This is a genomic window from Desulfitobacterium elongatum, from assembly GCF_055378975.1.
The window spans coordinates 2,852,304-2,873,460 of the sequence record NZ_AP038772.1 but is presented as its reverse complement, the minus strand read 5'-3'; the positions used below and the strand labels follow the sequence as shown (position 1 = coordinate 2,873,460).

20 protein-coding genes are annotated in these 21,157 nt (G+C 40.9%); 16 read left to right on the top strand and 4 right to left on the bottom strand.

The features are described from left to right. The first annotated feature begins 115 nt into the window (after positions 1 to 115). The 7 genes from ACZ42W_RS13360 (at position 116) to ACZ42W_RS13330 (ending at position 5,714) form a co-directional block, all read left to right on the top strand. Complete coding sequence (locus tag ACZ42W_RS13360) at positions 116 to 766, top strand: cobalamin B12-binding domain-containing protein (protein ID WP_464165844.1); 651 nt, start codon at positions 116 to 118, stop codon at positions 764 to 766. An 11-nt stretch (positions 767 to 777) separates the two neighbouring features. Continuing rightward, entirely contained in the window at positions 778 to 1,479 is a 702-nt protein-coding gene (locus ACZ42W_RS13355) for a DUF1638 domain-containing protein (protein ID WP_464165843.1), read from the top strand. Between the two features lie 38 nt (positions 1,480 to 1,517). After that, positions 1,518 to 3,347, top strand: coding sequence for an ASKHA domain-containing protein (locus ACZ42W_RS13350; protein WP_464165842.1), 1,830 nt, complete (start codon positions 1,518 to 1,520; stop codon positions 3,345 to 3,347). 1 nt (position 3,348) lies between these two features. Continuing rightward, the gene (locus ACZ42W_RS13345) at positions 3,349 to 3,981 is read left to right on the top strand and encodes a GTP-binding protein (RefSeq protein WP_464165841.1); all 633 of its coding nucleotides are present in this window, start codon (positions 3,349 to 3,351) and stop codon (positions 3,979 to 3,981) included. Then, positions 3,968 to 4,444 carry a hypothetical protein gene (locus ACZ42W_RS13340; RefSeq protein ID WP_464165840.1) on the top strand — a complete coding sequence of 159 codons (477 nt, stop codon included), beginning with the start codon at positions 3,968 to 3,970 and terminating at the stop codon, positions 4,442 to 4,444. Before ACZ42W_RS13345 ends, ACZ42W_RS13340 begins: the two co-directional genes overlap by 14 nt. Positions 4,445 to 4,471: 27 nt before the next feature. Next, the gene (locus tag ACZ42W_RS13335; protein ID WP_464165839.1) at positions 4,472 to 5,026 is read left to right on the top strand and encodes a DUF2284 domain-containing protein; all 555 of its coding nucleotides are present in this window, start codon (positions 4,472 to 4,474) and stop codon (positions 5,024 to 5,026) included. A gap of 127 nt (positions 5,027 to 5,153) precedes the next feature. Beyond that, positions 5,154 to 5,714, top strand: coding sequence for a GDSL-type esterase/lipase family protein (locus ACZ42W_RS13330; protein ID WP_464165838.1), 561 nt, complete (start codon positions 5,154 to 5,156; stop codon positions 5,712 to 5,714). On the opposite strand, the gene ACZ42W_RS13325 is transcribed toward ACZ42W_RS13330, so the two are convergent. Beyond that, positions 5,652 to 7,046, bottom strand: a complete 1,395-nt coding sequence (locus ACZ42W_RS13325) for an ABC1 kinase family protein (protein ID WP_464165837.1) — start codon at positions 7,044 to 7,046, stop codon at positions 5,652 to 5,654. The genes ACZ42W_RS13330 and ACZ42W_RS13325 overlap by 63 nt on opposite strands. Before the next feature lie 28 nt (positions 7,047 to 7,074). Beyond that, positions 7,075 to 7,881 (bottom strand): ABC transporter permease subunit, encoded by an 807-nt coding sequence (locus tag ACZ42W_RS13320; RefSeq protein WP_464165836.1) that lies wholly within the window; start codon positions 7,879 to 7,881, stop codon positions 7,075 to 7,077. Between the two features lie 250 nt (positions 7,882 to 8,131). Between ACZ42W_RS13320 and ACZ42W_RS13315 the strand changes: the two genes are divergently transcribed. The 7 genes from ACZ42W_RS13315 (at position 8,132) to ACZ42W_RS13285 (ending at position 16,014) form a co-directional block, all read left to right on the top strand. Continuing rightward, positions 8,132 to 9,850 carry a sigma-54 interaction domain-containing protein gene (locus tag ACZ42W_RS13315; RefSeq protein ID WP_464165835.1) on the top strand — a complete coding sequence of 573 codons (1,719 nt, stop codon included), beginning with the start codon at positions 8,132 to 8,134 and terminating at the stop codon, positions 9,848 to 9,850. A gap of 392 nt (positions 9,851 to 10,242) precedes the next feature. After that, a complete protein-coding gene (locus ACZ42W_RS13310) occupies positions 10,243 to 10,878 on the top strand; it encodes a cobalamin B12-binding domain-containing protein (RefSeq protein WP_464165834.1) in 636 nt (211 codons plus the stop codon). 74 nt (positions 10,879 to 10,952) lie between these two features. Next, a complete protein-coding gene (locus ACZ42W_RS13305; RefSeq protein ID WP_464165833.1) occupies positions 10,953 to 12,104 on the top strand; it encodes a uroporphyrinogen decarboxylase family protein in 1,152 nt (383 codons plus the stop codon). Between the two features lie 71 nt (positions 12,105 to 12,175). Then, a complete protein-coding gene (locus tag ACZ42W_RS13300; RefSeq protein ID WP_464165832.1) occupies positions 12,176 to 12,856 on the top strand; it encodes a DUF1638 domain-containing protein in 681 nt (226 codons plus the stop codon). A 123-nt stretch (positions 12,857 to 12,979) separates the two neighbouring features. After that, on the top strand, positions 12,980 to 14,344 hold the full coding sequence (locus ACZ42W_RS13295; protein WP_464165831.1) for an MFS transporter: 1,365 nt from the start codon (positions 12,980 to 12,982) through the stop codon (positions 14,342 to 14,344). A gap of 293 nt (positions 14,345 to 14,637) precedes the next feature. Beyond that, a complete protein-coding gene (locus ACZ42W_RS13290; RefSeq protein WP_464165830.1) occupies positions 14,638 to 15,579 on the top strand; it encodes a DEAD/DEAH box helicase in 942 nt (313 codons plus the stop codon). Positions 15,580 to 15,615: 36 nt separating this feature from the next. Then, positions 15,616 to 16,014: a hypothetical protein gene (locus tag ACZ42W_RS13285; protein ID WP_464165829.1), complete on the top strand. Its 399-nt coding sequence runs from the start codon at positions 15,616 to 15,618 to the stop codon at positions 16,012 to 16,014. A gap of 377 nt (positions 16,015 to 16,391) precedes the next feature. On the opposite strand, the gene dcm is transcribed toward ACZ42W_RS13285, so the two are convergent. Further along, positions 16,392 to 17,591: a DNA (cytosine-5-)-methyltransferase gene (dcm, locus tag ACZ42W_RS13280; RefSeq protein WP_464165828.1), complete on the bottom strand. Its 1,200-nt coding sequence runs from the start codon at positions 17,589 to 17,591 to the stop codon at positions 16,392 to 16,394. A gap of 52 nt (positions 17,592 to 17,643) precedes the next feature. Then, the gene (locus tag ACZ42W_RS13275) at positions 17,644 to 19,119 is read right to left on the bottom strand and encodes a Sau3AI family type II restriction endonuclease (protein ID WP_464165827.1); all 1,476 of its coding nucleotides are present in this window, start codon (positions 19,117 to 19,119) and stop codon (positions 17,644 to 17,646) included. 541 nt (positions 19,120 to 19,660) lie between these two features. Here ACZ42W_RS13275 and ACZ42W_RS13270 point away from each other — a divergent pair. Together ACZ42W_RS13270 and ACZ42W_RS13265 are read left to right on the top strand one after the other, a co-directional pair. Continuing rightward, complete coding sequence (locus ACZ42W_RS13270; protein WP_464165826.1) at positions 19,661 to 20,623, top strand: ParA family protein; 963 nt, start codon at positions 19,661 to 19,663, stop codon at positions 20,621 to 20,623. Continuing rightward, entirely contained in the window at positions 20,623 to 21,036 is a 414-nt protein-coding gene (locus ACZ42W_RS13265; RefSeq protein WP_464165825.1) for a hypothetical protein, read from the top strand. The genes ACZ42W_RS13270 and ACZ42W_RS13265 overlap by 1 nt, the downstream gene beginning before the upstream one ends. The last annotated feature ends 121 nt before the right edge of the window (positions 21,037 to 21,157 follow it).

Below are 21,157 nucleotides of genomic sequence, written 5' to 3'. Positions count from 1 at the left end.
ACCTGTTAGCCTTAGCGCAGGCGGAAGCCTTAGTCACCTTATACTATCTACCGATAAAAAGTTATACATTCTGATAGTGTAAAATTGCTTCCAAATTAGAGGGGAAGGTACGTAAATGGTTGAAAGCATGCTCTCTGCCGCAGTGACTCGTCTCGATGTGGATAAAGTACTATCTCTAGCAGAGTCGGAAATGAAAAGTGGAAAAGACTCCATTGTAATTATTGAAGAAACACGCCAAGGGATGACACAAGTTGGAAATTTATACGACCAGGGAAAGTATTTTTTAGCGGATCTCATGATGTCTGCGGAGATCTTTAAAGACGTTATTGGACTTGTGTCGGACAAGGCAGATTCCTTACCTGTATTAAATCCATCCAATACCCTTTTGTTCGGAACTGTAAAAAAAGATATCCATGATATAGGTAAGAATTTAATGATTAGCCTCCTTCGCTTTAATGGGTTTAAGGTCATCGACTTGGGTGTGGATGTAGCACCTGAGAAATTTGTGGAAGCCTGCCTTGAATATAAAGCTTCCATCGTTTGCTTGTCTGGTCTGATTACCCAATCCTATGATTCCATGCGCTTAACCGTTCAGGCCCTTGAAAAAATGGGCTTAAGACCGGGTGTAAAAGTCATCATTGGAGGGTTAGTCAACGAACAGGTGAGACAGTTCACAAAGGCAGATTATTGGGTAAAGGACTGTTCGGAAGGAGTTAAGCTCTGTTCCTCTCTTTTCAAGACTGAGGCACATCAAGAAATTTCCTGAGGGTGAATTGCATGAAAACTGTTATTTTGGCTTGCCATACAATGAATGACGAACTGAACTGCGCGATTCAAGAGACGGGATGCGAATATCCCGTTTTATGGGTAGAATCCGGTTTGCATCTCTATACGGAAACTTTAAATAAGCGTCTGCAACAGGAACTAGATCGGATCTCCAATGTGGATCGCGTGTTAATGGCTTTCGGGTATTGTGGTAACTCGCTGCTCGGGTTGACATCTCCTGTTGCTGAATTGGTTTTTCCCCGGGTCGATGACTGTATCAGCCTTTTGTTGGGCTCCCAGCAAGCACGGAAAAAGATATCCGAAGAAACGGGTACCTATTATCTCACCAAAGGTTGGCTGGAATTTGAAAGTAACATTTGGCAGGAATATCAATATGCGGTTAAGCGCTATGGGAAAGAAAAAGCAGAGCGGCTTTTCCGACAAATACTCAATCATTACCATCGTCTTGCAGTGATTGACACCGGCGCCTATGAGGTGTCTGAATTCCTTGAACTCACAGAAAAGATTGCTGAAACCCTAAAATTATCTCATCAGGTTATACCCGGTTCCACCCGTTATTTGAAAAAATTACTCACCGGTCCTTGGGATCATGAGTTTGTGGTTATTCCTCCGGGAGGGATAGTCACCTTAAACCATTTACGCCTCGACAATTCCGAACCGATGCTGCAGACACTGATCGGTATAGCGAAGTAATATAAAAAAATTGAGGATTAGGGCGAGGTTTTTTAACGATGAGTGAGGAGATTAAAGCCCAAATCATCCTAGAGGGGCAAAAACCTGTCCAGGTTAGAGATACAAAGCAGACACTAATGGAGGCATTAACGGCTTCGGGCATTTTTTTGGAGTCGATCTGTGGTGGGAAAGGAACTTGCAGCAAATGCAAAGTACGCGTTTTGAGTGGGCAGGTCGTGGATAGCAGTGGAAGCCCTGCCAAACCTGAAAAAGATGGTACATACTTAGCTTGTCAGGTTTATGCTCAAGGACAAGTGGTCTTGGACAAAATGGTTCCCAAAGGGGTAAGTGCAAAAGGCGAAATTGGGAGAATCCATATTCCAGTCAAACATAGAATTCCAGTGCTCAAAAAGTCTAGTGTTCGACCGACTTATCCAGCCTTAGACCAAAACTATTCGCTGCAGGACATGATCCAAAATGCCCTAAAGATGGAACTCGATTTCGATAGGCTGGCCCTGCAAGAAATCTCTTTGCTTGCGCCGACCAAAACTGAGACGTATACGCTGATTCATATAGACAATACCGTTACGGCTGTGGAACCAAGGGATACTTCCGCTACATTTTACGGAGTAGCCTTTGATATTGGGAGTACGACTGTAGCAGGAATGCTTATGGATATGAATAGGGGAGAAGTGGTTGCTGCAGCTGCTGAAACAAATCCTCAAACCGCTTTTGGTGCAGATGTGATTTCCCGAATCAAAGCAGCAGAAAACCCAGAAGGGTTAAAGCAACTTTCTGATCTTATTTGTAATTGCTTAAATAACCTTATTGAACAGCTTTGTGCCACAGTCAGGATTACAGGACAGGATGTTTATCTCGTAACAGTTGTGGGGAATTCAACGATGGAACATCTCCTGATGGGGATCTCCCCGACTTGCTTAACGATGCCTCCCTATGTTCAAGGCTTTAAATATTTACGTCCCCAACGCCCGCAGGATCTCTCCCTTGATATTAATTCTGGCGGGCGAGTGTTACTCCTGCCCAATATTGCTAGTTTTGTTGGTGCGGATACAACTGCAGCTGTTATGGCAATGGATCAGGATCTGACTTCAAAACTCACTTTATTGATTGATTTAGGAACCAATGGAGAGATTGTACTCGGCAATAGGGAGCGGCTGATCGTTTCCTCGACTGCTGCTGGACCAGCTTTTGAAGGAGCACAGTTAAGATGTGGTATGAGGGCAACCGATGGAGCGATCGATGATGTAATGATTACGGAGGATGTCTTAATCTGGACGATTAAAGATCAAAAACCAGCAGGAATTTGTGGGTCAGGTATTATTAAGGCACTAGCAGAAATGGTCCGGGCGGGAATTATCACCTCTTCGGGACGATTTATTAGTGGCAGTCAAATTTCTAAACTCCCCGGTAAGCTCCAGTCAAGAATAAAAGAAAGGGAAGGGCATCGGGAATTTGTGCTGGCTTTTGCTGAGGAGAGCGCAACCCATTCGGATATTGTGATTACCCAAGCCGATGTTAGGGAAATTCAGCTGGTTAAGTCCTCGATTTGCACCGGTTCCCAAATCTTAATGGAAGGATTTGGAGTCAATCCAAAGGACGTTGAACAAGTTCTTATCGCCGGCGCTTTTGGAAGCTTTGTTGATTTGGATAGTGCCTTAGCTATAGGCTTAATACCTGTGCAAGAGCGTCAAAAGGTTCGCTCGGTTGGAAACGCTGCTGGAGAAGGGGCTGTCAAGGCCTTGCTCTCAGGCTACAATATTCAGCGTTGTCGAGCTATCGCCGAGAAAGCCGAGTTCATTGAATTAGCAAATCATCCCCATTTTCAAAAAAGTTTTATTAAGAATCTAGCATTCCCGGAGGTGAAATAGCTTGAATATCCTACTATTTGGCGGCTTTTTAGGTTCGGGAAAGACCTCATTAATTCTCTCCGCCGCAAAATTCCTTACGGAAAATATCCAAAAAGCATCCGTATCAATTCAGGAAAAGCCTTCTTTAGTTATCATTGAAAATGAAGTAGGAGAGACAGGAATAGATGACAAGATCCTCAAGGCCGATGGACTCATGGTACGGGAGCTTTTCTCAGGCTGTATCTGTTGTACACTAACCACGGAACTTACGGTGACCTTGAATGAACTTTATGAGACCTATGATCCTCAATGGGTAATTATCGAGGCAACTGGAATGGCTTATCCCCATAAAATCGCCGAAACGCTTCGCAGCTATGGGAAGGGAATCGAGAGCTTGAAGATTATGATCGTCGCTGATGCCGAACGTTGGGAAGAACTCACGGAGATAGTACCTGGGCTTGTCGAAGGTCAAGTAAGCAATGCCGATACTGTCTTTTTAAATAAGATTGACTGTTTGCAGCCCGAGGCTTTGACTGAGATAGAGAAAAGCTTGGCAAAGCTGAACCCCTCCGCACAGCTTTATTGTGTATCTACCTTTACGGGAATTAGGCCGGAAATCTGGCGTGAGGCGGTGATAAGTGATGAGCGAACCTAAACACGAGCATGAGTATGAGCACTGTCACGAGCACAAGAATGAGTATGGGCATGAAGACGAACATGCCCATGAAAACGATCATGATCATAGTCTCGATCCCGCGATTTTTTCCGAAACCTATGAATTTTTACTTATGAAAGAAAGCAGCACGCTGCCTGTCCAAGAGGCCCTGGTTCACTGGATCGAAGAGATCCTCAAATGGGTGAGTAATAATGAGGGGTTTGTAGGGCATATTAAGGTTTTTATTGAGGGGACGGAAAATCTTTGGTTATCTTCTACCGGTAAGGCTATTAATATGAATCCATCTGCGGGATGGAGTGAAGCGAAACTAAAAAAGGTCACCATCAATGCAACTGCAATAATATTTGGTACGACTAAGGTGATACTTGACGGATACGCAAGGCAATGCTTTGAGGACTGTGTAGAAAAAGAGTACCCGGTTTCAACGTTAGTAAAAAGGTAGTTGCATCAAGGAGAGGAGGTAATACACTTGGAATTTAATCTCGATAATTTATGCTCTCTGGCAAAATCTCTAGGTGTAGCTCATGCTGCCATTATTGCTGTGCAAGATATTAAGTTTAATGAAGACTTCAGAATGCAATGTGAGCAGAATACCTGTGGCAGCTACAATAAAAACTGGATGTGCCCTCCAAGTATTGGTTCGATTAATGAACTAAGGAATAGAGTTTTACAATATAACCATGGATTATTGTTCCAGACCGTGTATCAACTCAAAAGCTCCTTTGATTGGAAAGGTATGCAGCAAGCTACTGTCGATCATACCATAACTTTTAGGAATATCTTAGCTGAGCTAAGAAAGATGGATACCCTCCAAGAGATTCTGCCCTTGAACGTAGGTCCCTGTACTTACTGTGGTAAGTGTGCTTTCCTTGACAGTCAAGAGTGCCGTTTTCCAGAAGAAGCAGTTCCTTCTGTCGAGTCTTATGGAATTGATGTTATGGCCTTGGAAAAAAGTTGTGGGATGCCCTATTATAATGGCAAAAACACCGTCTCATGCGTAAGCCTTATTTTATTAAGAATGTAATGATCATAAGAATGGAATAATTCCAGAGTATGGATGAGCCTTTTTTGCATAGTGAAAAGAATCGGCAGGATTTAGACAAGTAATGCAGAAACAATCTTCAGGCAATTGAAAAGAGGGAGTAAGGACCATGAAAATCGTTGCCATAGGTGATTCAATCACTAAGGGATATCCATATAGCTCTAAGGAGTCCTGGGTAAGATACGTAGCCCAGGAATTAAATATTGATATTCTAAATAAAGGGGTATGCGGGGATCTCACCCTGAATATGCGTGAGCGTTTTCGGAGGGAGGTACTTGTATACAGTCCTACGCACGTAATCATACTAGGTGGAACTAATGACGCAATTGCAGGCTATCCACTGGCTGAGGTAAGTACAAATCTTACAGCAATGGTGGAAATGAGTCGCCAACAGGGGATTATCCCTATTCTCGGCTTACCCATACCTTCCCTGATGCCGGAAGAAGAGAATATTATGGCGGACTATCGTAATTGGCTAAAGGATTATGCTAATAGGGAAAATCTTAAGATAATAGATTTTTACTCACCCTTCTGGACTGCAGTGAAGGAAGGACAGTCCGCTAAACTTTTTGGAGATGAATTCCATCCTGGGATTGAAGGATACAAGTTAATGGGAAAAATAGCTACTCAAAGTATGGAAGTGATTTTGAACTCTCTGGAAGAAATCTAGTGGAGTATATTTTTTCAAGATCAGCTTCCGACTAAAAGGCTTAATTTGATCAACCAGACTAAATTCAGGATCCAGTTGCTTTAGAATACACTCTAGGGTCAATAAGGATTTACCAACAAGCACGAACTCTGAAGGAATATAGATTCCGTGACGATTTATAATATGAAAGAAGTCCTGCACAACTTCGCTGAAGCCTATTTTCCAGTTGGTTTTTTTAAAGTGTTTTATGCGTAAAACCGAGACATCCTCTTGAAAGAGAACTCGGTCAATTTGTTCTGGGACAATCCCCATTTGCGAGAGAGTATCTAAAAGTTCCGTCTCGGCTCCGTGAATAAGAGCAATGACAAGCTCAGCTAGCTGAGAACGCATGGTATCAGTTAACATTCCAACAATGCCAAAATCGATTAACGCTATTTTCCCACCAGGTAAAAACAGGATATTTCCGGGATGGGGGTCACCATGAAAATACCCATCTCGCAGGATTTGTTGAAGAAGACCTTGACTTAACTGTTTGGCGATAAGCGGGAGATTATAGTCTGAAGCAGGGGGTGCAACGTTCTTCGTATGAAGCATTTGGGACACAGAAACCCCAGCCATAAATTCTTGAGTGAGGACGGTAGCATTAGAAAATTCCCAGTAGATTTTCGGAATAATGAAATGCTCTTGCCCATCAAGTTGAGCCAGTTTCTCCGAATTTCGTCCTTCCAGCGTAAAATCCAGCTCTGCCAATAGACTTTTTCCGAACTCATCAAGGATTAGCCGTAGGGGATAACGTTTTCCCCAGTCTGTTCGCTGTTCTAACTGAGCAACAAGTGTCTTAAAAATTTCCAAGTCGACGTTAGCGACCTCACGCAGATGAGGTCGTTGAACTTTAACGGCTACTTTGTCACCGTTCGTTAGCACAGCCTGATGCACTTGCCCTATTGATGCTGCTGCAAGAGGCTTTGGGTCAAATTTCCTAAATATAGTATCCAAGCTCTGTTGAAGGGAACTTTCCAGAACGTGTCGGACGTCCGCGAATGAGAGCGGTCGCACCTGATCTTGAAGCTTCGTCAATTCTGCGACAAGCGGTTGTGGCAGGATATCAGAACGGGTACTTGCCAATTGCCCCATCTTAATAAAGGTAGGTCCAAGTTCTGTGAGGGCTCCCCGCAAACGAGCCCCAATCTGTGCTAAATCTGCTTCTGAATAATCACGTTGAGTTGGCTTGCCGATGCTAGTCGTCATGGGTAGCGGGAGCTGTGCCATGACGAAATAACCTAAGTCGTAGCGTATCAATACAGAGATTATTTCCGAATAACGAGCAAGGTGTCTTAAGGGTATTCCAAGCATTCTTTAATCCTCGCTTCATATTTTTCCATTAAAGGGGCAAATCCTTCTTGTCAAAAGCGAATAGAGCCAGACTTAAGAGAACGGCGGCCCCAGCAGTGAGTCCTAAGATCTTTTTCGCGGGATCGGCAGTACCCTCCAATACTTCTTGTGGTTGATAAGCTTGAAAAAGAGAGAGTTTGCGAAGTGAGGACAATTTATCACTAAGTCCTCCCGCGACATCAAAGGCATAAAAGGTTAAGGTTAACCCGGCTGCAAGCGTGACAGCAATATCCTCCCGGGCAAGCGATGCCGAGAAAAATAGGCTATAAGCACCAATCAGAGAAAAGAAAGCAAACCCGAGAATAGCAAAACGAAAGTAGCGCCAGCGATCAATCTCGATCCCGAAACGGTAAGTTCCTCCATATAACCCCAAGATAGTAAAGAGTACCAGGAGGGCATTCCCGCTAAAAAGTACCAGCGCTTGCGTGGAAAGAAACTCATCGCGTGGAACTGGTGTGGAGAGGAGAAAGGCTAGGGAGCCATCATCCACCATTTTGGCCAGAAGTTCATTAGCACTCTCCACGTTATATAAAGCCATAAGCATCGCCCAGATTCGGGCAAAAAACTGAGCTGAGATAAAGGCTTCAAACGTATCCACCCTAGCCTCCTCAGAGACACCAAATACCGTCTTGACAGCTGAAGGAATGGATTCAGCGATTTGCGTCACTGCTGGATTCTCAGAAATAACGGGGTACACGTAGGTTAAGAGTCCTTCATAGAGGATGATCCCCGTTGAAAGCTTGGCTATTTTTTTACCATTTTGCTTCATCATCGCTCGGAATAATGCTTCATTCAAAGGCTATTCCTCCTTCCAAGAAAACCTTTTTCTTCCATAAGATATGCAGAAATAGTTCATCTGCCTCACCCCCTGTTTGGGGATTATCTCTCTACGCTAACTTGCGGTGGAGCATTTTACACCAAATAAGGGCATATAGATTTATATCTTTCAGAAGGTTCAGAAATATCTGTGCCGAATTATAAACTAATTTTAAATTTTTTTATAAGACTGATGAGAAAATAAGCTAGGAGTGAGGAGAGAAATCTCTATGACAATTGATTTTGAAAAAGCAAATTGGCAGGAGATCTTTGAAAATGCGAATGACGGAATGATTGCTATTAATCGTAAGAGGCAAATTATTTTATATAACAAAAAGGCTGAGCAAATCCTTGAATCGCCAAAATCTCAGACGCTAGGTATCCAAATCGAGGAAGTGCTTCCTAATACACGCTTGATCGAAGTTATGGAGAATGGAAAAACTGAACTCAATCAAAAAATGTGGATGGGGAAGAGACTCGTTATAGTAAATCGAAGTCCTGTTCGCAACGGAGCCGAGATTATCGGTGCGATCGGAATTTTCCAGGATATGTCTGATTATGAAGTTCTTTCGAATCAATTGAACTCAGTACAGGCATTAAACAAAGAACTTGATGCCATTATCGAAGCTGTAGAGGATGGGATTGTCGTAGCTAACGCGAAGTGCTATATTGTTCGAGCCAATGATGCATACCAACGTATGACAGGTATTACAGCTAAAGAATTTGTGGGGAAGCATGTAAGAGAGCTGCTTTTACAGGGATATATGAATATTTCCGTTACTGAGAAGGTAATCGAAAGAAAATCCAGAGTGGATGTTATTGATATTCGTAACGGTAAAGACTTATTATTCACAGGAATGCCCGTTTTTGATGATTCAGGAAACATAATTTACGTCGTGACCGCTGTCCGAGATGTATCGGTGCTTAAGGCTTTGAAAGAGCAACTCGCAAACAGTGAAAAGGTAAAAAATTCTTATTTTCATGAATTAGAATTGTTGAGATCCCAAGAGCCCTTTAAGAAAATTATAACTCGGAATTCAGAAATGAAGACTAGCATAGAGATGGCTCGATATGTTGCCAAGGTTGATAGTACAGTTCTTATATTAGGAGAGTCCGGGGTAGGGAAAGAGCTTATTGCTCAACTCATTCACAGAGCAAGCAAACGTTCAAAGGGGCCTTTTATTAAAATTAATTGTGGAGCGATACCCGCAAACCTTTTGGAATCAGAATTTTTTGGTTACGAGCCTGGTGCTTTTACGGGAGCCTTAAGACAAGGAAAGCCCGGACTTTTCGAACTTGCTAATGAGGGGACTTTATTTTTAGATGAAGTAGGGGAATTGCCTTTAGATTTACAGGTTAAAGTGTTAAGAGCAATTCAAGAAAAAGAGATAACTCGGATTGGTGCTCAGAAATCAATAAAACTAAATATTAGGATAGTGGCGGCAACGAATTGTGACCTGGAAAAAATGGTTGAAGAGAAAACATTTCGAGAGGATCTTTACTATCGATTAAAGGTTGTACCTATAACCATCCCTCCGTTAAGAGAACGGAAAGACGATATTTTACCACTTGTTATGGAATTCCTGAATCAGTTTAACCAACGTTATGAGCTTCAAAAATGGATCCATCCCGATGTTATGGAGAAATTACTGGAGTATAATTGGCCAGGTAATGTTCGTGAATTAGAAAATACCATTGAACGACTCCTCGTAACAAGTCTAGAAGATTGTATAGGGGAAAATAATCTAAGTGTTTTATCTTTCCTCCCACGAGAGAAAAGTGTAAAGGCCCTCACCTCTCTTTATGGATACCTAGCAGGTGAAGAAAAAAGGATGATCGATGAGGCATATAAAGCAACAAAAAACACTCGTAGAGCTGCACAATTATTAGGAATTAGTCAATCGGCTTTAGTAAAGAAAATGAAAAAATATAGCTTAGGTGAGAGTTGAACTATCCTGTGAAGTGATTACAGATGGAATCAGTGATTTCGTTTGTAATCACTTTTTTTGTTCAGTAGATCTGAGTTTTACTAACTTCATTAGAGCGTACAAACTATGTATTTGATTATAATCGGAATCAAGGGACTCCCCAACAGCCGTAAGATTCAGACTATTCAAATTGGCATGAATATTGCAGTGTATTAGTTTGTTAATAAGATCTAACCGCTGAAAATTACAAAAAGGGGAAAGTAGTACGCTACAAATGCATTGCTCGAAAAAGATGAATACTGCTTAGAATTTATCTCTATATATAAAGAGGGCTTAATCGGAGCATTGCCTAAACCTGCGAACTAAGTTAAAAAGATTTACTACAAATAAGTTTTAAAATGGGAGGGACTTATATGTCAAAAATTCAAGAGATTTCAAAAGCAATTGAATTCGGTAAGAAGAAAAATGTACGCAATCTTGTTGAAGAGGCACTAGCCGAAGGTCTTAGCCCAATCGATATCTTAAATCAAGGTATGATTGATGCCATGAGTTTAGTGGGGGAGAAATTTAAAGTCGGTGAAATTTATGTCCCGGAAATGCTCGTCGCTGCACGTGCCATGAAGGAAGGTGTGGAAGTATTAAGACCTTATTTAGTCACTGACTACAGTGATAATGCGAAGACCTTCATAATCGGGACAGTGGATGGCGATTTGCATGATATCGGCAAAAACCTTGTCGCGATGATGATTGAAAGCGCCGGCTATAATGTTATCGACTTAGGTGTTGATGTCAAAGCAGAAAAATTCATCGAAGCCATTAAAGCAAATCCGGAATGTAAGCTTATCGGTCTCTCCTGCCTATTAACGACAACCATGCCCCATTTAAAAGAGGCCATCGAAGCAATTACTGAGGCAGGTTTGAACACCCAGGTTAAAATAATCGTCGGTGGTGCACCAATCACTCAAGAATATGCGAATAGAATCGGCGCCGATGCTTTTGCCCCTGATGCAGCAACCGCTGCTGACATTGCCAAAGAAATTCTTGCCTAGTTGTAGGTTAATGAAGCCAACAATTAAGGAATAGGAAGATTTATCCTAATTTTTTGAAAGGTGGAGGTAACAGAATGAACAGTCGAGAAAGGCTTTTATGTGCTCTTAATCATAAAGAACCAGATCGCATACCTCTCGACCTGGGAGCAGGGAATTCATGTAAATTCACTAAATATTTTTATCTCAAACTTCTAGATTATTTCGGCATTAAAGAGGAGGAAATTCAAGTCTGCCATGTTCCTTATCAACTTGTTTACGCATCTGACAAGGTGTTAGATTTGCTACGCTGTGATGTACGGGCAGCTAGGCTCAAACCCATTAAACAAGGAATAAGTGTCTACGCAAAGAAATGGGAAGACGAAGAAAGCTTTTATTATATGAATGATTGGGGAACCACCTACAGAATGCCAAAGCAAAACGGGCTTTATTTTGATTTATATGATTGCATCTTGAAGAATGCTGAAGATGAAGATGATGATAAGAAGTTCGTTTGGCCTACACCGGATAAATTTGATCCTTCGGGTCGGAAGGAGCTCGAAGATTATCGAGCAGCAGGCCTTGCAACCACGATATCTGAGACGTTTGGAAATGGATTTTTGCAGACTGGTCCCTTGATCTGGAATTTTGAAAACTGGCTTGCTATGTTAGTCGCTGAACCTGAGCGTTGTACCGCGTTTATGGATACATTGCTTGAAAAGAAAATGGAGTACTATGACAACATTTTTGAGGTCTACGGTGGTCTGGTGGATGTTTGCTGTGAAGCGGATGATTTTGGAACACAGCGGGGAACCTTTGTTTCGCCCAAGCTCATTCGAGAGATGATTCTTCCTTATCATAAGAAGCTGAATGACTATATTAAGTCTAAGGGAGATATCAAAATGACCCTGCATAGCTGCGGATCAGTCACTGCTGCTTTGCCGGACATCATTAACGCAGGCTTTAACATCTTAAATCCGGTGCAAATAAGCGCAGCGGATATGGGCCCTGAACTATTAAAGAGTAGGTTCGGGAAGGACATCGTGTTCTGGGGCGGAGGGATCAATACCCAATCCACTCTTCCGAACGGAACGCCTGAACAGGTAAGAGAAGAAGTTGAGAGAAATATTGACACGTTTGCAAGAGATGGAGGTTTTGTCTTCTCGGCAGTTCACAATATACAAGATGACGTTCCTATTGAAAACTTTATTGCGATGTGGGAGACATTCCAAGATAACTGTAAATATTGAGTTTATCCTTACTAAAAATAATAATCTCCTCCTTTAAGAACGTTCAATGCTAGGGAGGTGACGATGACAGGATGGAAGTGGATGAAAGGGGGATAGATACTCCCATAAAAACCCTAGTTATTGCCTGTAATGTACTGAAGGATCAAATCGAAGCCATTGGGGCAATGAACTACGATTACACCTATCTGGAGCAGGGCCTCCACAGAACACCCGCCATGTTAAGAAAAGAGTTAGAGCGTGAGATCTTCAAGGCCAATACCTACGATTACATTTTATTAGGCTATGGGTTATGCAGTCGAGCAGTAATAGGGCTTACGGCTGGTAAGAATCAAACCCTAATCATCCCGAAAATCGATGATTGTATCGGTTTAAGTCTAGGGTTTAGGTCAAGGTACTATACTGAGTTCGCGCAGAATCCAGGGACGTACTACTTTACAAAGGGATGGGTCGAAGCTGCAGATGACCCTTTAAAAGAGTATTATAAAACCCTTGAAAAGTATGATGAGGAGACCGCTGAGTGGACAGCTACGGAGAGTTTAAAGCATTATCGTAGAACCGTGTTGATCCGTACCCAAGAGAATGAAGATTCAGCAAAAAAATACGTCCTAGAATTCGCTAGGTTCTTCAAACTCCAATATGAAGAGATTGCCGGATCCTTAGATTACATTCGGAAATTACTTTTAGGACCTTGGGATGAGGATTTTGTACAGATTCAAAACGGACTAAGTATTGAAGATCACTTATTTAGCTAGTGGCTAAAGAAATGGTCTTAGTCCTGACAGAATAAGAATTCATAGTTGCCCACCAAAAAAGTGGGGGTAACTCTTGAAGATAATTATCAGAATAATTTCAATTATTAGAAAGGAGTGAAGTTTATGGCTCAACTCTCATTGAATTCTCAGTATAGCATTCCCCAGCGGTTGGAGCGGTTACCCCTAACTTCATATCAGAAAAAGATTTTCTACATCATCGCAACAGCTTGGTTTTTCGATTCTATGGATCTTGGTATGTTAACGTTCGTCTTAGGATCCATCAAAACTTATTTTGGTCTAAATAATGTTCAGGCGGGGTTGCTCTCCAGTGCAAGCTTTTTAGGAATGTTCCTAGGAGCCGCAACTGCAGGTATGGTCGCCGATAAGTTTGGACGAAAAATTGTCTTTCAGACCAGTATGATTCTGTGGGGGGCTGCAAGTATTGGTTGTGCCTTTGCCCAGTCTGTTGAGCAATTAGCCATATTGCGAATTCTTTTAGGTTTTGGAATGGGTATGGAATTCCCTATCGGTCAATCCCTCGTTTCAGAATTTATTCCTGCCCAAAATCGTGGACGTTACATTGCACTTTTAGAGGGTTTTTGGCCCATCGGTTTTATCGGTGCAGGGTTATTATCCTATTTCATTTTGCCAGTCGGCGGTTGGCGTTGGGTATTTATAGCTGAAGGTATACCAGCAATTTTCGTACTTATTATTCGTCGTTTTGTGCCTGAATCTCCACGTTGGTTAGCCGATAGTGGTAAGGACGCGGAAGCAGATCGAGTAATGACAGAATTTGAAAATCGTGTGCAAATTGAATTAGGAGGCGCAGAGTTACCGCCGATTAAGGAAGTTCACGCTCCAAAAGTTAAGAAAGAGCGCCGTTTCTCCTTCCTGGAATTGTGGGCTCCAGGCTATAAAAAACGGACGATTATGGTTTGGTCCCTGTGGTTTTTTGCTCTCCTCGGTTATTACGGATTAACAACGTGGCTCGGTGCTTTTCTACAACAAGCAGGTTATTCTGTTACGAAGTCCGTATTCTATACACTGCTTATATCTCTAGCGGGTGTTCCAGGTTTCTTTACGGCAGCTTACCTGGTTGAAAAAATCGGGAGAAAACCAACCGTTATTTTCGTTCTCCTAGGATCGGCTGTTTCGGCTTACTTCTATGGAACTGCTTCAAGTCTAAACACTCTCATAGGGTTCGGCTTATGTATGCAGTTTTTCCTCTTTGGAATGTGGTCGAGTATGTATGCCTACACCCCTGAACTTTATCCGACTCGGGCTCGGGCAACTGGAGCTGGTTTTGCTTCTTCGATTGGCCGTTTTGGTTCCTTATTAGGACCTTATATTGTTGCAGTCATTCTTCCCACAGCAGGAAACTCGGGAGTATTTGCTCTAGGTGCAGCTTGTTTTGTGGTCGCAGCTGTAGTAGTAGCGATTCTAGGGGAAGAAACCAAAGGGAAGATCTTAGAAGAAATTTCAGCATAGCTACCGGTAATTTACTGGGACTCATTAGAAAACAAGATAATCCTTCTTATGTTTACTCTCACAAAAGGAAATACCCTGCTCGAAATGGGTGGCCACTGAAAAAGTTCTTTTATACAAGAAAAAAGGTACAGCAACTCAAGAAAAATGAGTAGCTGTACCTTTTTTCTTGTATAATTTAAGTATCATAGGGGAGTAGGTGAGCAGGATAAATCACAATATCTTTTTGTTCAATACCCTTTTACCGATATCTACGGAAATAGGCGCTTCATCGATTTTGCACTTGAAAGCGAGATTTGCTCGAAGTCTTTAAGAAAGTAGCCCATAAGCTGGATTTGCAAACAGCGGTTGAAATCGGAGAGCTCGTCCCTATTCGATGTATTAGAGTAAAAACTAATATTGACCTCTCAACGGTCCGAATCGATGGCATTAAATATAACTCGCAGGATTTGGAAAGTAAACTCTTTGTGCCGGAGAGAAACCGGATACTCGTTGATACCTACCAGAATTGGGTTAAGAATAAAAAGACGGTGGTTTTCTGTGCCTCAGTCCGTCATGCTCAGGAAATTGCAGAGTTGTTTAAACAAAACGGTATCCGGAGTGAGGCTGTATCAGGAACGTTAAAATCTTCGGAAAGATTGAGAATCCTGGAACAGTATGAAAATGGAGATATTGATGTTCTATGCGCCTGTGATCTCCTAAACGAAGGTTGGGATAGCCCCAAAACCGAGGTATTATTTATGGCAAGGCCGACTCTCTCAAAAACACTCTACCTTCAGCAACTGGGGAGTGGAATGCGCAAGAGCAAGGGCAAAGAATATTTGATGGTTTTTGATTTCATAGAAAATGTTAATTTATTTAATGCGCCTTACTCTTTGCATAGGATTTTTAACATAAAGGACTATCAGCCAGGGAAATATGTCCTGGCTTCAAAAGAACAGTTTAAGTTAGACCAGGATTTACTGGCTAAAGGTCAAAAGCCCTCAGTTTATCTAGACTTCCCTATGGATGTCTCAGATTATGAATTGATAGACCTATTTAATTGGCAGGATGAAGTCAAAGATATGATATCTCAACTGGAATTCGTACGGATGGTCGATGTGCAATCAGAAACCATTGAAAGATATATCCGCGAAGGGAAAATAACTTCTGACCTTGACGTACCTATAGGGACCCAATGGAGTTTTAAATACTTTAAAGAAGAAACGGTTAAGAGATATGCAGAACAGCTCGGTTAGGACTTGCTTAACCCAGCAAATATGAAGGATAAATTCATGGAGATGGTCAGGACCATGGATATGAGTTTCTCTTATAAACCATTGCTACTCAAGGCCATGCTAAGACATGTTAACGAAAATGGTAGAGTGCCAGTAGAGGATATCGTAAATTACTTCATGGACTATTATCGTGACAGGAAAGAAAAGGGTCTAATCGTTGAGAAAAAATCAAGTGTTTATTGCAAAGAAGGCTATACCAAAAAGGAAATCGAACGGAATATTTTCGCCAATCCCTTTAAACGTTTTGAGGACATGAGATTTATGAATCGGTGTAAGGAAATTGAGTATGTGGAGTTCAATCGGCATATCTTCAAAAAGTTATCCACTCAGGAGAAGGAGTGGATAGTGAGACATTGCGACGATAAGTTGGAGGAGTATTACGCAAAAAGATTATAGAGCAGAAGTATTAGGTTCTTAATAATAATTGAATGAATCTTCTACTGGTTCAAATAGTGGCTCTCGTGAACCGTAATATTCAGATTATGAAGTAAGCAGGCAATAACGGCATTTTGCTAATAGTTTTGAAGTTATACATTGTAGCCAAGAAATTCCTGCAGGAGCGTATAATATTGGGGTCAATGTCGGAGCAACAGTAGAGACTGTTTTCCATATTTATATGCAGGGTATTCCTTATTACCACTTGGATGTCGAAGACTCGCGTGGTGAGATTAGGAAAATAATGTATCAATAGAAACGATACGATTAACTAATTTTACACTTATGAAAAAGGCAATTACCACTTCTTAATGGTAATTGCCTTTTTGAGTTTAACGTTATTCAGCGTCAAATATTTCATTAAGCGTTTTGCCCATTCTTGTAATCATTGGTACTACTAAAGCATTCCCCATACAGAAATATCTAAACTTCTCGGGCATTCCTGTATTCGTCCAGTCAGGGTCAAAGCCTTGAATTCGCTCAGCTTCTACTGGAGTCAATAGACGAAGCTCGCCATTTTGCGAGTCTCTAATAACATGAGTGCTCCTATTAAGACTTGATTCTGAGGTTAGCATTGTTCTGGCAGGCATATCTATGTCATCTGGAAAGGCAATTGGTCCTTCGCTAAACACATACTCGTGACCAGTTTTGCTTATACGATTAACTTTTTTTGAACCCTTTAAGTATTCCCATTTTCCTAAATCTGATTTTAAGACATATTTTTCTGGCACATCCCTCTCAAGTAATACCCTAAGAGGAATAGCTTTTTCAATGACAGGAGAAACCTTAGCTGTATACACAGTTCCGTTAATCATATATCCAGCGTTTTCAAACCCAAACTTAAAGGTTTCAGACACATTTGGAATATCATGATAATTGAGTGTAGTAGAAGAAATGATATCAGTGGGATGGATGGGAAATGTGCGAGCGAAGAAACCTTTGCTGTTCACTATCTCGCTTACCGCAGCACCCTTTAAGGCATTAGAATACTTTGAAGACAAATTGTAAGCAAAAATAAAAATCCTTCTTCTACGCTGACCTGCTCCATATTCTGCTGCGTTGACAACTCTCCATTCCACTGCATATCCTAAATCAGCGAGGCAGGAAAGAATAACTCCAAAGTCTCTTCCACGCTGTGATGCTGGGGACTTAAGCAATCTGTCAACATTTTCAAGCAATACAAACGAGGCTCCCTTTGCTTGCAAAGTATCCCTAATCTGCCACCAAAGGACTCCTTTCTTCCCTTCAATTCCTGAACTTCCTGGTAATGGTCTGGCCACAGAATAATCCTGGCAAGGGAAGCCGCCTACTAATAAGTTGTGGCTAGGTATTTGTTCTTTATCCACAATTCCAATATCTAAACCTGTGTTTTCATCAATATCTCCCCAATGGCTGACATAACAATTATGTGCCCATTGTTTTGTTCTACCGGGTTCCCATTGTGAAAACCAAACGGTTTTCCATTCTTTTGAAGCCCTTTCTAATCCTAGACGAAAGCCACCGACTCCGGCAAACAATTCACAGACAGTTTTCTCCATATTTTTTCCTTCCTCTTTCAATAAAATGATTACGGCATCTCAATACTCAATATTAATCAGTTTTAAGGTGCGATGGTAACTGTTCCAAAATATAGCTATTATTAATCCAGAAACTTTGTTTAGTCATCCATCTACCATCAGGAAGTTCATCAGCATTTGAATACGAACCATTACCTAAGATTTCACCATTTTCAAATTGATAAAATCGTTTAGCTGTATGTGGCCGAACATGAATAATGGGATTTGCACTTTTGGGCGGTAGATTGTTTTTAACTTCTACACCATTTTTCACAGGCTTTTTCGTAAATACAATACCATTTCTGACTATCTGTCTTACTTGTTCCCATCCGCTTCTTACAACTACGTTTAAATCATGATATGGCATATTCCACATTAGGCAACCCTTAAGTTTATAGTTAGAACCTTTTCTTTTGTAGACAACAAATAAAAACTTCGTTTCTTCAAAATAAGAATACAGAGAAGAGTCTTCCCAGTCTTCATTCACTAATTTTTTGAATTCTATAGTAGGCAATGAACTGCTTTCAATCATTGTGCCATTTTCCTCTAACCTTATTGCTTTAACTGAGATGTTAGCTTTAACAAATTCTTCGGCACGATTAGATTTAATTCCAAGCATACGATACGCTAACTCAATCCACTGTGACTTATTGTTATTGTACTCTCTGCTAAATAAAGCACATAGTTCTTTATCAGATTTTCCGGCATATTGGTTAATCAAACCAGTTACGTAATTGATGAAAGTAGTTTTCTCAAGTTCTTCCGGATTCTTTACAATCGGCTCATAAGTCTCTTTGTTTGGTACGATATAGGAATTCAATACATAAGACATATAGGAAACTTTGTAGCAAAATGCTCTCTTTCTTGCAGGTATTTGAGGAGAATAAAACTGAGGAACAGTACTCTTGATCGCTGTTGCTCCCTTGGTGCATGCCCCTAAATACATTGTGTCGCTTTCAGAAAGTTCATGAGCCTTCCCTGCTTTAATTTTTCCAATAATAATAGTGTAGTCATTAAGAATAATCGCCAAATCACTTTTAGGTGGCGAGAACAACTTGATATAGTCAATCGTATAGTACAAATTGCTTTGAAGAAGCTTATTTCTCCAGTAATAAATCAATAGAATAAACTGACTTTTCTTCCATAGATGTGATTTGTAAAAATCCTCATCAACAGGCCGGTCATAATTTATCATTGTGAGGACGAGTCGCTCGCCGGCACGAAGTGACCCATTTTTGTTCTTCTCATAAGGCGTTGCTTTAAGTTCTACACCAGCCTCAATGAAGTCTGCTTCAGAATTGCTGTTTGCCTTATAACCGAAATACTTTTCTTCTAATAAATTACCTAAGCCACCCTTCCTTGATGAATTTCCATAAGAAACAGCAGCTTCGTGAATTATAGAAGGACTGCTCCACTCTAAAACTTCTAAAAAGGTATGTCCGATTAATCTCTGGGCATATGCTTCTATGCTTTTTGGATTAGTAGAATCATATAAACTGTCATATTCCATAAGATTACGCCCTTTCATAAAGTAGAGATACAGTAACCTAATCTAAAATTATATTACTAACTTGGCTGAAAAACAAGCAACAAAAACTACCTGATATTTTCAAGCTGTTGACGAAGAGAAGGATAAAATGAGAGACTATTAAATTAATCATGGCAAGGTACATTAAAGGTAACTTCATTTATACAAGTAATTTTTTGAGAAATTTATAAAACAATGCCAGAGTTATTGCACTTGAGCTGCATCCCCCTGGAAACCCGCTTTAATAGCTATTGCAGATTGAACCGCAATACCTGTTCAATCCTATATTCACTCCCGTCTTCCAGGTGAGACCTTGGCCGTAAGCTTCCGTCACGGGAAAAGAGACTACTTCCATATAACCCTACTATCTTCTATTTTATCACCCGATTACTTTACTTTCTTGAGAAAATCCGAAATCATCCTTAGCAGAGGCCAGCTTTAAACCAACCCAGAAACAAAAACTTCTCATTTCACATGATGAAGAATACTCATAAACAATGAAAGTTTCTGTTAGGGGGTTACTATGAACGGTACAAAAGTTATCAGTGTTTTGAATTGGAAAGGTGGCGTTGGTAAGACCACGTTGACCCATCATCTCGGTACGGGGCTACAAGAATTAACTCTAAGTGATATCAAACAATATTTGCACATAAGTCGTTATCCCAGAGTTCTGTTAATCGACCTCGATGCTCAGTGTAATTTATCTATTTCATGCCTGCGTGATGATAAATTTGAGAACTATGTCTATGTCAATAACACCCCAACGATAAAAGATCTTATCGATCTTTTCTTGACCCAGGACAAACCGGGAATCGAGGTTAATGATTACATTCTACACAAGCTAGTACGTCGGGCTGATAAGTATCTATATAGTAACGTTGATCTACTACCGGCTCATCAGGATCTTATTTTTAGCGATATGAATATTGCTGCATACTCAAAGGCCGACTTTAGAAGCAATTTACTGAATTCCGATATCTATAAATTTCAGATTTTGCACAGGATTTTGCAGCAGGTCCGAAAAGAATATGATTTTATTTTTATAGACTGTCCGCCAAACCTCAATTTCATCACGCAAAATGCACTGTATGCGAGTGATTATTTCTTAGTCCCGACTATTCCTGATAAACTCTCTTCTTATGGAATCGCTTCAATTATTCATAAGGTTAATTCACTGAACAAAACCTTTGCCTCCGCATGCGAAGATTATACGGAGACGAAATTGGCGGGAATTGTTGCAAATAACGTAATTGACCGTGGTGGACCAAAAGCCTCTCAGGCAAATATCCTGGCTGTATTAAAAACTACCTATCCCGATAATTTGTTTGAATGCTATCTAACCTATGGGGACGGGATAGCAAGAGCCTCCGTAGAGGGAATACCCGTTTATGCACTCGGGACTAGTCTTGGCAATGCCTCCAAGCAGAGTTTACTTCTTAAAAATATTCTTAAAGAACTCTTAGCAAGGCTAGAAGGAGATCAGTAATGAAAGTCAAGAAAATCACTCGGATGCTTACTGCCATACTTGATCTCCTCAAAGATTACGAGGAGGAAGAATTTGTTGATGTCTTAAAATTGCTTAGTTCTAAGGTAATAGTTACACCTTCGCCCATCTCGACGAAACCTCAATATCCTGATGTTCCCCATGAAAAACCAACATTTGATGTCTCTGAGGTACTAGGAAATCTTGAACTGAAGGATCGTGATGAAACAAAAGTTTATTTGAACGCCTTTACTAAAAACCAGCTTCTGGAGATTTGCTCACGGATCAATATTAAACCGCGTTCAAAGGATACGAAGAGTGCTGTTATTACGATCATTGCAGAGCATTATGGGTTTATTAAGCTCAACCAACAGATTGCTAGCAGAGGGTCGTGTTCTTTTGGAGGGAATGAGTAACTGAATTACGTGGGATCAGATGAGAGGCTCTTTCTATTGATTTGGTCAACCGGCAGTTGGAGAATATTTTGAGATGAGGTTAACCTAGGTTTATTATTGCTACATAACGAGCAATAATATA